Here is a 13,227-nt window from a genome sequence, read left to right as displayed (position 1 = left end):
GCCGGTGAGCAGGTTGACGGCCACCGCACCGGCCAGGGTGACGGCGTACACCGGCAGGTCGCCGTGGCGCCGGACTTCCATTCGGGTTCTAACCCGAATTACCACTCACGACCTCGCCGGGTCGGGGCCGAGCGCCGTGACCAGGTCGGCCACCCGGTGGTGCGCTTCCAGGGGGTGCCGCAGCCGGCCCTCCGGGTGGATCTTGTAGTGGTTGCGCCGTCCGACGCGCTCGCGCTCGAGGTAGCCCTCCGCGATCAGGTCCGCGAGGATCAGCTGCACCCCGCGTTCGGTGATCCCCACCAGCCCGGCGATGTCGTGCAGGGTCCGGTCCGGATCCGCGGCCACGCACAGCAGGACGTGCGCGTGGTTGGTCAGGAACGTCCACGAAGCCATCCGGCCCCCTCACCCCGGCCCACCTTGACAGACGAAGTGTAGTTCGTCATTCTGGAGGCACGGAGGGGAGTACCCGCCCGGTCCGGCATCGTCAGTCCGGCTGCCCGCGCAGCCCGGTGCCGGCGTCACCTTCGGGTGGCCGGGGAGACCTCTGGTTCGCCACCGAACCAGAGGAGTCTGTCGTGACCGTCCCGATCTGGGCCTGGGCCGCCGTGCTCGGCGTGATCCTGCTGATGCTCGCCGTCGACCTGCTCGCCCACCGGCGCGCGCACGTCGTCGGCGTCCGGGAAGCTCTTGCGTGGTCCGCGGTGTGGGTGGCGCTCGGGCTCGCCTTCGGCGCCGTGGTCTGGTGGGTCTGGGGCGGGGAGTTCGCGGGCCAGTACTTCGCCGGTTACGTCATCGAGAAGTCCCTGGCCGTCGACAACGTCTTCGTCTTCGCCATCATCTTCGGCTACTTCGCCGTCCCCCGCGAATACCAGCACCGCATCCTGTTCTACGGCGTGCTCGGCGCGCTGGTGTTCCGGGCGGTGTTCATCGCCGCCGGCTCGGTCCTGATCGCGAGCTTCGCGTGGATCCTCTACGTGTTCGGCGCTTTCCTGGTCCTCACCGGGATCCGGATGGCCCTGCACCGCGACGAAACCGTCGACTACGAGAACAACGCGGTGCTGCGGGTGTTCCGGCGGATCGTCCCGGCCACGGACCGGTTGCACGGCAAGAAGTTCCTCGTGCGCGAGGCCGGCCACTGGGTGGCCACCCCGCTGCTCACCGTCCTGGTGCTGATCGAGGTCACCGACGTCGTCTTCGCGGTCGACTCCATCCCGGCGATCTTCGCGGTCACGCAGGAGCCGTTCCTCGTGTTCACGTCGAACGCGTTCGCCATCCTGGGCCTGCGGGCGATGTACTTCCTGCTCGCCGACCTGATGCACCGGTTCGTCTACCTCAAGCTCGGCCTGGCCGCGGTGCTGGTCTGGGTCGGCATCAAGATGCTGCTGCTGGACGTCTGGAAGATCCCGACGGCCCTCTCGCTCGGCGTGGTCGCCGCGATCCTCGCGACGGCGGTGACCGCGAGCTTGCTCCGCACCTCGGCTGTCTCCCGGAAGGAATGACCCATGCGCCCGACAACGACGATCCTCGCCGCCGGCCTCCTGCTGACCCTCACCGGCTGCGGGGTGGCCGAGACGGCGGGGCAGGTGGGCAACGCCGCCTCGACCGCCGCGGTCTGCGCGGACGCGGTCCGCATCGCCACGGCCGACCCGGACCTGGCCAACCCCCAGGCGGCGGCCGACCGGGCCCACGCGGCCGCGGCCGAACTGACCGGCCTGGCCTCGAAAGCCGCGAACACCACGGCCGCCGAGGCGATCGACGGCCTGGCGACGACGTTGCGCGAGACGACGGTCGACGACCTGGTGAAGCGGCCCGCCGACTGGGTGCAGAAGAAGGCCGGCCAGGTGGCGGAGCTGACCAAGGCCTGCGCCGGCTGACCACTCCCCCGTCGCCAACCCCTCGTGAGTGGTAATTCGGGTTAGAACCCTAATTACCACTCACGACCACGGAAGGACTTCATGACCGTGTCACCGGCCGCAGCCGCCGAGCTCACCGGCGTGGCCGGCTGGGCCGTGGGGCTCATGGAATCCCTCGGCGGGCCCGGCGCGGCGCTCGTCGTCGGGCTCGACAACCTCTTCCCGCCGCTGCCGAGCGAGCTGGTGCTCCCGCTCGCCGGGTTCGCCGCCGGGCGCGGGACGTTCGGCCTCGGCGCCGCCCTGTTCTGGACCACGCTGGGCTCGGTGGCCGGCGCCGTGGTCGTCTACCTCGCGGGCGCGGTGCTGGGGCACGACCGGATGCGCCGGCTGGCCGCGCGGCTCCCGCTCGTCGGGACCGGCGACTTCGACCGCACCGCGGCCTGGTTCGCCCGGCACGGCGGCAAGGCCGTCTTCTTCGGCCGGATGATCCCCGTCTTCCGCAGCCTCGTCTCCGTTCCGGCCGGGGTCGAACGGATGCCGTTCGGCCGGTTCCTGCTCTTCACCACGGCGGGGAGCCTGATCTGGAACACCGTCTTCGTCGTCGCGGGCTACCTGCTCGGCGAGAACTGGCCGCTGGTCGAGCGGTATGCCGGGTTCTTCCAGTACGCCGTCCTGGCGGTCGCCGTCGTCGCCATCGGACTGTTCGTGGTCCGCCGGGTCAAGGCGCGCAAGGCCGTTTAGAGTTCCGCCCATGAGCCAACCCGTCGTTTCCGCCCTGCGGGAACGCGTGTACGCGACGCTGGTGGGGCTGTCCACCGTGCTGGTCCTGGTGAAGTACGCGAACGAGACTTCGGCGGCCGAAGCCGTCGCGGACATCGCCGCCGCCATGGGCGCGCTCTGCGTGGCGGGCGGGTTCGCGGACGTGACCGCCCACCGCATCGCCCACGGCCGGTTCCCGCGCGGCCACCACCTGCGCCACATCGCCAAGGCGGCGAGCCACGTCCTGGAGACCGCCCTGCTGCCCCTCCTCAGCGTCGGGGCGGCGGCGCTCGGCTGGCTGCCGCTGACCACCGCGCTGTGGCTCGCCGCGCTGTCACTGGTGCTCACCATCGCCGTGCTGGCGCTGCTCGCGACGCGGCACACGGCCGTGCGGTGGCCGGTCCGGCTGCTGTTGTTCGTCGGGGAAATGGCGATCGCCCTCGCCGTCGTGGCGGTGAAGCTGCTGGCCCACTGACGGCCCGCGGTCCGACCGCGTCGCCGGGGTCCCGGCCGGCGTCGTCACTGCAGCCGGTCCGGGAGGCCGGCCGCCGTGACGAGCGCCGGGCCGCGGAACTTCACCGCCCGGGAGAAGCGGCCGCCGGTGATCGTGAACACCCACAGCCCGTCGGCGCGGCGGGCACCGGAAGCGTCGAGGCGGTAGCTGCCCGCGGCGGGCTGGCCGTTGGCCCGGGTGGGCAGCAACCGCGGCGCGCCACCCGGCTCGGAGAAGGTGCGCTGCAGGAACGGCAGGCACACGTCGACGCCCTTGAACCACTCGGCGTGCGGCACGGCTTCGAGGCTGAAGTCGTCCTGGATGACCACCCGGATGGCCGCGGTGTCCTCGGCCTCGAACGCCGCGATGTACCGGTCGAGCAGGGCGCGCTCGTCTTCCGGACCGAGCTCCGGCGGGCCGTCCAGGTCCAGTTCGTCGAGCCGGACGCGGACCCGCTGCAGGAGGCTCTTCACCGCGGGCACGCTGATGCCGAGCGTGCCCGCGATCTCGGCGGCCGACCACGACAGGACTTCGCGCAGCAGGAAGGCCGCGCGCTGCCGGGGCGGGAGGTGCTGCAGGGCGGCGACCAGCGCGAGCCGGACGGACTCGCGCCGCACGACCACCTCGCCCGGATCGCCGAGCACGGCGTCGGGCAGCGGCCCGAGCCACGCGACGGAGTCGTCGGCGAAGACGCGGATCCCGGGATCGTCCGACGGCGCGCCGAGTCCGGCGGGCAGCACGCGCCGGCTCCGGTGGTTCAGCTCGGTGAGGCAGGTGTTGGTGGCGATCCGGTAGAGCCACGTCTTGAGGGACGACCGCCCCTGGAAGGCGTCCACCCCGCGGGCGGCCTTGAGGTAGGTCTCCTGGACGGCGTCTTCGGCGTCCTGGTGGGACCCGGTCATCCGGTAGCAGTGCGCGACCAGCGCCGGGCGCAGCGCGCCGAACTCGTCCCGCAGCCACTCCTCGGATGACACCGCACGCTCCTCGTTCGTCATCGGCATCGTCGATCATCCCTCCTCATGCACCCACCGTCCCGGCCGCGCGGCGCAGCTCCGCCAGCCCGTCGCGCAGCGCCGCGGCCCCGGCGCGGTAGAACCGCGGCCCGAAGGACACCCTGGCGACCCCCAGCGCCGCCAGGGTGGCCAGGTCCAGCTCCGGACCGGTGTTCCCGTTGACCGGGCCGGGCACGCCCTCGACCACCGGCCCGAGGTCGGCCGCGTGCGAAAGCCCGATCGGGTACACGCAGTCCGCTCCGGCCGCGCGGTACCGGCGGCCGCGCCGGATCGCCTCGGCCGTCCGCTCGGGGCCGGAAAACCCGCTCGACGGCAGGAAGGTGTCGATCCGCGCGTTGATCACCAGCGACCCGCCGGCCGCCGCGCGGACCGCGGCCAGCCGGTCCGCCTGGGCCGCCGCGTCGGCCAGTCCGCCGGCCCGGTGGTCGGTGTCCTCGAGGTTGCAGCCCACCGCCCCGGCGGCCAGCAGCTCGGCGACGAGCTGGTCCGGTTCCAGGCCGTAGCCCGCCTCGGCGTCCACGGTCACCGGCACCGGCACCGCGCGGGCGATCCGCGCCACGGCGGCGAACATCTCCCGCCAGGGTGCCCGTTCGCCGTCCTCGTGGCCCAGCGCGTCGGCCACCGCCGCACTCGACGTCGCCACGACCGGGAACCCCGCTTCGACGACGAGTTCCGCGCTCGCCTCGTCCCACGCGTTCGGCAGCACCAGCAGCTTCCCGTGGTGCAGTTCTCGCAGCAGCTCGGCCTTCGGCTCGGACATCGTTTCACTCCTCGGTGGAACGTCGGGGGATGACGGAACCGGCCAGCGCCCCCGCCGCGGCGAGCACGGCGCTGAGCACGGCAGCGGCGGTGAACCCGGCGGAAAACGCGGCGCTCGAGGCGTAACTGCCGGCCAGTGAGAACCCGGCGACCAGGATCGCGACGCCGAACGCCCCGCCCAGCTGCCGCATCGCGCTGAACGCACCGGAGGCCTTGCCGAGCAGCCGCGGCGCGACCGACGTCAGCACCGCGCTCTGCGCCGCCGGCAGGCACATCGCGATCCCGGTCCCCGACAGCACCAGCGGCACGGCGATCACCCAGTAGCCGATCGCGGGCCCGGCGGCCAGGCCGATCCAGAGCATGGCGGCGGCGTGCAGGCCCAGCCCGGCCACGATGAACGGCCGTTCGCCGAACCGGCCGACCAGCCGGCCCGCGAGCTGCGGGACGACCGTCGTCGTCAACCCCCACGGCGCCAGCCCGAGCCCGGCGGCCAGTGGCCCGTACCCGAGTCCTTCCTGCAGGAACTGGGCCATGAAGAAGACCGCGCCCAGCGCGGACGCCCAGTGGAAGAAGATCACGGTGTTGCCGGCGGCGAACCGGCGCGAACGGAACAGGTGCAGCGGCAGCATCGGGTGGGCGGCTCGCCGCTGCCACGCGACGAACGCGCCGAGCGCCGCCAAGCCGGCCACGAGCGGCCCCAGCACGGCCACGCTGGTCCAGCCGGCTTCGTTGCCCTGGGCCAGGCCCCACACCACGCCGAGGGAACCGGCGCCGGCCAGCACGAGGCCCGGGACGTCGAGGGCGGCGTCCGGGCCGTGGCTCTCCTCGATCCGGGTGAGCGCGAAGCAGGCCAGCGCCGCCCCGATCGGGACGTTGATCCAGAAGATCCACGGCCACGAGATGCCTTCGACGACGGCACCGCCGAGCAGCGGCCCGAGCGCGACCGCCACGCCGCTGACGCTCGCGAACACCCCGAGGGCCTTCGCCCGCAGCTGCGCCGGGAAGGCGGCGCCGAGCAGGGCGAGCGCCAGCGGCATGACGAACGCGGCGCCGGCGCCCTGCAGCACCCGCCCGGCGATCAGGACCGCCACCCCGGGCGAGATCGCGCAGATCAGCGACGCCGCCGCGAACAGCGTCAGGCCCGCCGCGAAGACCCGCCGGCGCCCCCAGCGGTCACCGGCGGCCGCCGCCGTCATGAGCAGGACGGCGAAGCTCAGGCCGTAGGCGTTGACCGTCCATTCCAGCTCGGTGACCGACGCACCGAGATCGTTCCGGATCGCCGTCAGCGCGGTCGCCACGACCAGCGCGTCGAGGATGACCATGAACGACGCCACCGAGGTGATGACCAGCACCCATCTTCGCTGGGCGGTTCCCGCGGCCGGGGCCGCCGGCGGGGGTGAAGTCCTGGTGCGCACTCTGTCTCCTTGCCTGGCGGTCATCGGCGTCTGCGCCGCTTCCGGAGACTTGGACACCGCCCGGCGGCCGAAGGAATCGGTGACGCTCCGCTACCGCTTGACCCGCGCACCCGGTGACCCCGGCTCAGTCGACCGCTTCGCCCAGCCGCGCCGCGAGTGCCCGGATGTGGTCGACCAGCTCCGGCGGCTCGTGCACCCGGAAGCCGAACCCCTTGCCGGCCACGTAGATCGCCAGCTCGTCGAGCGAATCCGATCCGGCGCGCAGGGTGCAGCTGCGCTCGTCGATCGGCTCCAGGGCCGCGGTGGTCGGGGCGATCCGCTCGGCCGCGGTCTCGGCGCTGACGTACAGGGTGAACCGGGCCTGGTAGCGGTAGGCCGACGTCGAGATCGCGCGCGAGGTGTAGCCGCCCAGGTCGGGGTCGGGCGGGGTGCGCGGGGTGAAGCGCGGCCCGGTGGGCGTGCGGGGTTCCAGGCGGTCGACGCGGTAGGTGCGCCAGTCCGCGCGGTCGACGTCCCAGCCGATCAGGTACCAGCGCCGTCCGGTGTGGACCAGCCGGTGCGGCTCGGTGGTGCGGGTGCTTTCGGTGCCGTCGTGGGCGCGGTAGCCGAACCGCAGCCGCACCGAGTCGCGGACCGCGGCGGCGATCGCCGTGAGCGTGTCCGGGTCGGCGGTGGGGCCGGTGTTGGCCAGCGGCACCGTCGCCGACCGCAGGGCGTTGATCCGGTGCCGCAGCCGGGACGGCAGCACCTGCTCGAGCTTGGCCAGTGCGCGCACCGACGTCTCCTCGATGCCGGTGATCGAGCCGCCCGCCGCGGTGCGCAGGCCCATCGCGACGGCGACGGCCTCGTCGTCGTCGAGCAGCAGCGGCGGCAGGTCCGCGCCGGCGCCCAGCCGGTAGCCGGCGGTGCCCGCGGTGGCGAGCACCGGGTAGCCGAGCGCGCGCAGCCGCTCGATGTCGCGCCGGACCGTCCGCGGGGTGATGTCGAGGCGCTCGGCCAGCTCCGTTCCGGACCAGTCGCGCCGGGTCTGCAGGAGCGAAAGCAGACGCAGCAGCCGTGCCGAGGTTTCCCACATGCGTTGCATTCTGCCGCTCACCTAGGACCGAAACTGACCTAACCGGCTCCTACAGTCGAAGACATGGAAAACACCGAGATCCGGCCCTTCACCATCGACGTCCCCCAGGCCGACCTGGACGACCTGCGCGACCGGCTCACCCGCACCCGCTGGGCCGCGGACCTGCCCGGGGTGGGCTGGAGCCGCGGGGTGCCGGCGGGCTACCTCAAGGAGCTGGCCGCGTACTGGCGCGACGGCTACGACTGGCGCGCCCACGAGCGGAAGCTGAACGCGTTCCCGCAGTTCGTCACCGAGATCGACGGGCAGGACATCCACTTCCTGCACGTCCGCTCGGCCGAGCCGGACGCGCTGCCGCTGATGCTGATCCACGGCTGGCCCGGGTCGGTCGTGGAGTTCCTGAACGTGATCGGCCCGCTCTCCGAGACGTTCCACCTGGTGATCCCCTCGATCCCCGGCACGGCCTTCTCCGGGCCGACCCGCGAGGCGGGCTGGGACACCGGCCGGATCACCCGCGCGTTCGCCGAGCTGATGCACCGGCTCGGCTACGACCGCTACGGCGTCCAGGGCGGCGACACGGGCGCGGTCGTCGGCCCGGGACTCGGCAGGCTCCACCCGGACAGGGTCGTCGGCGTGCACGCGAACGGGCTCTACGCATTCGGCGCGCCGGACGCCGCCGCCGAGCTGACGGACGCCGAGAAGGCGCGGCTGAAGCACTTCGAGTACCTGCGGACCGAGCAGGCCGGGTACGTGGCGCTGCAGACGACGCGGCCGCAGACGCTGGCGCACGGGCTGCACGACTCGCCGGTGGCGCAGCTGGCCTGGATCGTGGAGAAGTTCAAGGAGTGGACCGACCCGGCGGCCGAGCTGCCGGAGGACGCGGTGGACCGGGACCTGTTGCTCACCAACGTGATGCTCTACTGGCTGACCGGCACCGGCGGTTCGTCGGCCAACTGCTACTACGAGACCGCGCACGCCGGCTCGTGGAGCGCGAGTTCGCGCTCCACCGTGCCGACCGGGGTGGCGGTGTTCCCGCTGGACGTGTCGATCCGGAGCAGCCTCGACCGCGAGCACACGATCGTCCGCTGGTCCGAGTTCTCCCGTGGCGGCCACTTCGCGGCGATGGAGGCGCCTGATCTGCTGGTGGACGACGTCCGGGAGTTCTTCGGCAAGCTGGGGTCATGAGCGAAGCAGTGATCGTCGGCGATCTGCAGCGGGGCATCACCGGCCGGTTCGGGTTCACGCGCCGCGTGCTGGCACCGGTGGGCGACCTGTTGCCCAGGGCACGGGCGGCCGGGGCGCTGGTGGTGCACGTCCAGACGGCGTTCCGCGTCAACCGCGCGGATCTGCCGCCGGGCAACGCGCTGTTCGCCGCGTTCTTCGAGGCGGGCGAGGTGTTCCACGAGGGTTCCCCGGGCATCGAACCGGCCCTGCCGGTGCTGCCGGAGGACGTGGTGGTCCGCAAGCGGCGGGCGAGCGCGTTCGCGGGCACGGACCTGGACCTCGTGCTCCGGGCGCGCGGCGTGGACACGGTGGCCCTGGCGGGAGTGGCGACGAGCGCAATGGTCGCGGCAACGGCCTACGACGCGGCCGACCGCGGCTACCGCGTCACGGTGCTGGCGGACGGGTGCGCCGACGAGGATCCCGCGGTGCACGAGTTCTTCGTGCACCGCGTGTTCCCCGGCCGCGGGTTCGAGGTCCACGACTGCGCAGCCTGGGGGTGAACCCTGCCTGGGAGGGTTCCGGCAATGTCGGAGGGTCCTCGGCCGCCCGAGCCCTCACCCTGCTGCGAATCCCGACGTGACCTGCACAACGATTTTGCCGGAACCCCGCCCCTCCCCGGTTCCAGCGTATCGAGCCCGGCCGACGAAAAGGGGAAGCCCGCGGTGGCAACCGGGTTGCCACAAACTGTGCCCGGCTGCGGAGAAAACAGCCGGGCACACCCGCTTTCCCCCGCACCAGGTGAAGCCGCAGCCCGCGAACCCCGCCACCGTGGAACCGCCGCCGCTCGCCTCCGGAGGGATTCGCATGGTGCGTGCCACGCTCACCGATGTCCCGGCTCACCGGTTCCGCAAGCCCCGGCGGCGCCGGGAGAGGAGCCGCCCGCTCCGGGGACTCGCCGACCGGTTCGGCCGCGGCGGGCAACCGCCGCCGGTTCCGTGGCCTCCCGAGACCGGGCCCGGAACCGGCGGCGGCGCCCCGCTCCCCCGCGCGGTCGTCGTCCTGCTGGGCGCCGCCGCCGCGGTCGTCGTGCTGGCCGGTGTGCAGGCCGTGGCCTGGTTCGCCGGGCCCGTCTTCCTCGCCCTCGTCGTCGTCATCACCCTCGATCCCGTGCGCACCTGGTTGCGGCGCAAGGGGTGGCCGCGGTGGCTGACCGTCGGCGTGCTGGTCGTCACCGTCTACGCCATCCTGGTCGGCTTCTTCCTCGTCTTCGTGGTGTCCGTCGCGCAGCTGTCGGCCCTGCTCCCCCGCTACACCGGGCGCGTCGACGAGCTGCTCCACGACGGCCTGACCGTCCTGGGCCGGTTCGGCGTCGGGGAACCCGAACTGCGGGCCGTGCTGTCGTCCCTCGACACCGGGAAACTCGTCAGCCTGGCCGGTTCCCTGCTCGCCGGCGTCGGCGGCCTCGTCACGAACCTGGCCTTCCTGTTCGCGCTCCTGCTTTTCCTCGGCGCCGAAACCGCCTGGGCCGGGCAACGCCTCAACCGGATCGGGCGCGACCGGCCGTGGATTTCCGCCGCGCTGCGCGGGTTCGCGTCGGGCACCCGGCGGTACCTGGTCGTGACGACCGTTTTCGGCGGGCTCGTGGCGGCCCTCGACACCACCGCACTCGCCCTGCTCGGCGTCCCGGGTGCCCTGCTCTGGGGCCTGCTCGCCTTCGTCACCAACTACATCCCGAACGTCGGCTTCGTGATCGGCGTCGCCCCGCCCGCGGTGATCGCGCTCCTCGACGGTGGCTGGCGCAGCCTGCTCGTGGTGCTCGTCGTGTACGCCGCGCTGAACTTCGTGGTGCAGTCGCTCGTCCAGCCGCGGTTCGTGGCCGGCTCGGTCGGTCTGTCCACTTTGGTCACCGTGCTGGCGCTGGTGTTCTGGACCTGGCTGCTGGGCCCGCTCGGCGCGGTGCTCGCCGTCCCGGCGACGCTGCTGGCCAAGGCGCTGCTGGTGGACGTCGACCCGCGGGCCCGCTGGGCCGAGGCGCTCCTGTCCGCCCCGCGCCGGGACCCCGAAACCGGCTGAGCGCCTCAGGTCAAGCCGTGCTGGCGGGCCACCACGACGGCCGAGCGCCGGTTGTTCACCCCCAGCTTGCCGTAGATCGCCCGCACGTGCGTCTTCACCGTGTTGACCGAAACGGTCAGGTCCGACGCGATCTCGTCCAGCGACCGCTGGGACGGCAGCCGCTGCAGCACCACCTGTTCGCGGTCGGTCAGGTTGCTGGCCGGCGCGTGCGGGACGAGCCGGCCGCGGACGGCCTGGGCGAACCGGTCCAGTGCGCCGAATCCGCCGGAGTGGTCGATCAGCAGGTGCGCGACCTGCGGCTCGGCGAGGGCGAACGGCCGCACCAGCCCGTTCGGCCGGGCGAGGGCGAGCGCGCGGTCCAACGCGTGCAGTGCCTTGGTCCGCCGGTGCGAACGCAGCGCCAGCGCGGTTTCCGCCAGGCAGCGGTCGACCGGGGTGGCCGGCAGCAACGCCGTCGCCTCGGCGGTTTCGCGCAGGACCGCTTCCGCCGCCGCCGGTTCGTCCGCGGCCAGGTGGGCGCGGACCCGCAGGACGGCGAGCTCGCCGCTGCCGGGCAGCCGCTCGTGCATCCACGCGAGCACCTCCGCCGCGTGCACGCCCTCGGTGAGGGCGAGCGCCGCGTGGTACTCGGCGACGCCGCACATGCCGGCGAGCTCGGGTGGCAGCTCCAGGCCGGCGAGCCGGTGCCGGGCCGCGCGCATCGCCTGGGAGCCCGCCGTCCGGTCGCCGTCGTCGAAGCGCACCATGCCTTCGAAGAACTCCCGCAGCGGGGCCGGCAGCGGCGCGCCGCCCGGCACTTCCGCCGCGGCCGACTGGGCCAGCTCACGGGCCGCGGCGACCGGCTCGGCGCGCATCAGGTCGTCGTAGGCCAGCATGAGGTGGCACTCGGCCACGCCGGGGCACCGGCGCCAGCCGTGCCGCCGCGCGACGGCGAGTGCGCCCGTGCAGGCCCGCCGCATCGCCGGGTGGTCCCCGCCGACGGCGGCCGCGACGGCCAGTGCCAGTCTGCTGTGGAGCACGAGGTGGTCGAGCCGGCCACCCTGGGCCAGGCGCAGGGCTTCCTGCCCCCGGGTGACGGCGTGCCGCCGGGCCCCGCGGCGCAGCGACCGCCACGCGCGGTCGAGGGTGAACCAGGCGTCGAACCCGGACGGCGGGGCCGCCGTGAATCCGATCTCCGGGGGCCGCGCCCCGGTCGCCAGCGCCACGTGGCGGGCGGCGAGGGGCCACAGCTCGTGGTCGTGGTCCACCGCGCCGAGGTCGGCCGCGGCTTCGGCGGGCAGCCCGCGCTGGAGGTTCTCCAGCGCCGAGGCCAGCCGCAGCGGCGGGTGCGCGGCGGCCGTCGCGGCGCCCAGGTAGGTGAGCGCGATCCGCACCGGCTCGCCGTCGCCGGACAGGGCTTGGCGGACGGCGTGTTCCCGCGCCAGGTCGAGGACGCGCTGCCGGTCGCGGCCCGCGACGGCGTGCCGGAGCGCGTCCCCGAACCGGCCTTCGCCGGCGTACCAGCGGGCGGCGATCCCGTGCAGCCGCAGCACCCGCCCCGGATCCTGCCGGGCCAGCTCGGCCCGCAGGAACCCGCGGAGCAACGGCGGCAGCCGGTAGGTGTCGGCGGGCGTGCGGGTGACCAGCCCCATCGCGCGTTCGAGCTCGTCCAGCCGTGCCCCCGCGTCCGCGCGTCCGGACAGGCGCACGGCGAGCGTCGCGCCGACGGCGTCGCAGACACTGAGGCACAGCAGGAGATCCGACGTCGACCCGGGCAGCCGCGCGAGGACTTCGTCGGCGAAGAACCGCGCCACGGCCCGCTCGTCGCCGGTCACCGAGGCGACGAGCCCGTCCGCGTCGTCGGCTTCGCGCACCGAAACCGCGGCCCAGCCCAGTGCCGCGGCCCAGCCGCCGGTGCGTTCGGTGAGCTCACGGACGCGGTCGTCGCTCACCACGCTTCCGGTGGCGCGCAGCAGGTTCGCCGTTTCCCGGGCGGTGAACCGGAGTTCGGCGGCCTCCACCCGGGACAGGACGTCTTCGACGTGCAGCCGGGCCAGCCGCAGCCGCGGCTCGACCCGGGTGACGAGCACCAGCCGCAGCGCGGCGGGCAGGTGGCGGGCCAGCGCCGCGAGCGCCGCCAGGGGTTCCGCGCGGGAAATCTCCTGCAGGTCGTCGAGCACCAGCCGCACCGGGTGGGCGGCCCCGGCGAGCGCGTCGTCCAGATCGGCCAGGAAGGCCCGCCGCCGCCCGGGTGGCGGCGGGCCGAGCCGGTTCAGACCACGGTCGCCGGGCACCGCGGGACAGCGGCGCAACGCCGCCAGGATCGCCGCCCACAACCGCGGCTCGTCGTTGTCGTCGTCGTCCAGGGCCACCCAGGCGACGTCGTGCCCGTCGCCGGCCCAGCCGGCGAGCGCGGTGGTCTTGCCGGCTCCGGCCGGTGCCCGGACCACCGTGACGGGCCGGGCGGTGGCGCGGTCCAGCACCGCCGCGAGCCGGGGACGGGGGACGAAGGTGCCGGGCAGCCGCGGCAAGGCGACCTTCGCGCCGGGCACCGGCCGGAACGGGAGCGTCGTTCGATCGGGCACGTGAACCCTCTCGGCTGTCGGGAGAAGTCGCCCCGGATCCGCGGTCGGCGCCGGGCGGGGCC

13 protein-coding genes are annotated in these 13,227 nt (G+C 73.8%); 7 read left to right on the top strand and 6 right to left on the bottom strand.

The genetic code is table 11. The features are described from left to right. Positions 1–105: 105 nt before the first annotated feature. Positions 106–393, bottom strand: a complete 288-nt coding sequence (locus tag ACWED2_RS45290; RefSeq protein ID WP_449696702.1) for a helix-turn-helix transcriptional regulator — start codon at positions 391–393, stop codon at positions 106–108. 182 nt (positions 394–575) lie between these two features. Here ACWED2_RS45290 and ACWED2_RS45285 point away from each other — a divergent pair, with 182 nt between their 5' ends. From ACWED2_RS45285 to ACWED2_RS45270, 4 genes are all read left to right on the top strand, one after another. Further along, positions 576–1,499 (top strand): TerC family protein, encoded by a 924-nt coding sequence (locus ACWED2_RS45285; RefSeq protein ID WP_449696701.1) that lies wholly within the window; start codon positions 576–578, stop codon positions 1,497–1,499. A 3-nt stretch (positions 1,500–1,502) separates the two neighbouring features. Further along, positions 1,503–1,874, top strand: coding sequence for a bacteriophage spanin2 family protein (locus ACWED2_RS45280; RefSeq protein WP_449696700.1), 372 nt, complete (start codon positions 1,503–1,505; stop codon positions 1,872–1,874). 81 nt (positions 1,875–1,955) lie between these two features. After that, entirely contained in the window at positions 1,956–2,594 is a 639-nt protein-coding gene (locus ACWED2_RS45275) for a DedA family protein (protein ID WP_449696699.1), read from the top strand. Between the two features lie 10 nt (positions 2,595–2,604). After that, positions 2,605–3,087, top strand: coding sequence for a hypothetical protein (locus ACWED2_RS45270; protein ID WP_449696698.1), 483 nt, complete (start codon positions 2,605–2,607; stop codon positions 3,085–3,087). A 44-nt stretch (positions 3,088–3,131) separates the two neighbouring features. Here ACWED2_RS45270 and ACWED2_RS45265 read toward each other — a convergent pair whose 3' ends face one another. The 4 genes from ACWED2_RS45265 to ACWED2_RS45250 all read right to left on the bottom strand — a co-directional run bounded on the left by ACWED2_RS45265 (position 3,132) and on the right by ACWED2_RS45250 (position 7,367). Continuing rightward, positions 3,132–4,100: an RNA polymerase subunit sigma-70 gene (locus tag ACWED2_RS45265; RefSeq protein ID WP_449696705.1), complete on the bottom strand. Its 969-nt coding sequence runs from the start codon at positions 4,098–4,100 to the stop codon at positions 3,132–3,134. A gap of 22 nt (positions 4,101–4,122) precedes the next feature. Continuing rightward, on the bottom strand, positions 4,123–4,878 hold the full coding sequence (locus ACWED2_RS45260; protein WP_449696697.1) for an isocitrate lyase/PEP mutase family protein: 756 nt from the start codon (positions 4,876–4,878) through the stop codon (positions 4,123–4,125). Positions 4,879–4,882: 4 nt separating this feature from the next. Continuing rightward, entirely contained in the window at positions 4,883–6,292 is a 1,410-nt protein-coding gene (locus ACWED2_RS45255) for a DHA2 family efflux MFS transporter permease subunit (RefSeq protein WP_449696696.1), read from the bottom strand. Positions 6,293–6,416: 124 nt separating this feature from the next. Further along, complete coding sequence (locus ACWED2_RS45250) at positions 6,417–7,367, bottom strand: helix-turn-helix transcriptional regulator (RefSeq protein WP_449696695.1); 951 nt, start codon at positions 7,365–7,367, stop codon at positions 6,417–6,419. Positions 7,368–7,430: 63 nt separating this feature from the next. Here ACWED2_RS45250 and ACWED2_RS45245 point away from each other — a divergent pair, with 63 nt between their 5' ends. From ACWED2_RS45245 to ACWED2_RS45235, 3 genes are all read left to right on the top strand, one after another. After that, positions 7,431–8,549, top strand: a complete 1,119-nt coding sequence (locus ACWED2_RS45245) for an epoxide hydrolase family protein (protein ID WP_449696694.1) — start codon at positions 7,431–7,433, stop codon at positions 8,547–8,549. Continuing rightward, positions 8,546–9,088: a cysteine hydrolase family protein gene (locus tag ACWED2_RS45240; RefSeq protein ID WP_449696693.1), complete on the top strand. Its 543-nt coding sequence runs from the start codon at positions 8,546–8,548 to the stop codon at positions 9,086–9,088. The genes ACWED2_RS45245 and ACWED2_RS45240 overlap by 4 nt, the downstream gene beginning before the upstream one ends. 304 nt (positions 9,089–9,392) lie before the next feature. Further along, positions 9,393–10,601, top strand: coding sequence for an AI-2E family transporter (locus ACWED2_RS45235; RefSeq protein WP_449696692.1), 1,209 nt, complete (start codon positions 9,393–9,395; stop codon positions 10,599–10,601). Positions 10,602–10,606: 5 nt separating this feature from the next. On the opposite strand, the gene ACWED2_RS45230 is transcribed toward ACWED2_RS45235, so the two are convergent. Continuing rightward, on the bottom strand, positions 10,607–13,165 hold the full coding sequence (locus ACWED2_RS45230) for a LuxR C-terminal-related transcriptional regulator (RefSeq protein ID WP_449696691.1): 2,559 nt from the start codon (positions 13,163–13,165) through the stop codon (positions 10,607–10,609). Positions 13,166–13,227: the final 62 nt, after the last annotated feature.

This window comes from Amycolatopsis sp. NPDC005003 (genome assembly GCF_053600695.1).
The sequence above is the reverse complement of the archived record's forward strand: the minus strand, read 5'-3'. Positions and strand labels throughout refer to the sequence as shown.

Coding starts and splice junctions, on each gene's coding strand:
- ACWED2_RS45290 (WP_449696702.1), bottom strand. CDS start 393: ATGGCTTCGTGGACGTTCCTGACCAACCACGCGCACGTCCTGCTGTGC.
- ACWED2_RS45280 (WP_449696700.1), top strand. CDS start 1,503: ATGCGCCCGACAACGACGATCCTCGCCGCCGGCCTCCTGCTGACCCTC.
- ACWED2_RS45275 (WP_449696699.1), top strand. CDS start 1,956: ATGACCGTGTCACCGGCCGCAGCCGCCGAGCTCACCGGCGTGGCCGGC.
- ACWED2_RS45270 (WP_449696698.1), top strand. CDS start 2,605: ATGAGCCAACCCGTCGTTTCCGCCCTGCGGGAACGCGTGTACGCGACG.
- ACWED2_RS45265 (WP_449696705.1), bottom strand. CDS start 4,100: ATGACGAACGAGGAGCGTGCGGTGTCATCCGAGGAGTGGCTGCGGGAC.
- ACWED2_RS45260 (WP_449696697.1), bottom strand. CDS start 4,878: ATGTCCGAGCCGAAGGCCGAGCTGCTGCGAGAACTGCACCACGGGAAG.
- ACWED2_RS45250 (WP_449696695.1), bottom strand. CDS start 7,367: ATGTGGGAAACCTCGGCACGGCTGCTGCGTCTGCTTTCGCTCCTGCAG.
- ACWED2_RS45245 (WP_449696694.1), top strand. CDS start 7,431: ATGGAAAACACCGAGATCCGGCCCTTCACCATCGACGTCCCCCAGGCC.
- ACWED2_RS45240 (WP_449696693.1), top strand. CDS start 8,546: ATGAGCGAAGCAGTGATCGTCGGCGATCTGCAGCGGGGCATCACCGGC.
- ACWED2_RS45235 (WP_449696692.1), top strand. CDS start 9,393: ATGGTGCGTGCCACGCTCACCGATGTCCCGGCTCACCGGTTCCGCAAG.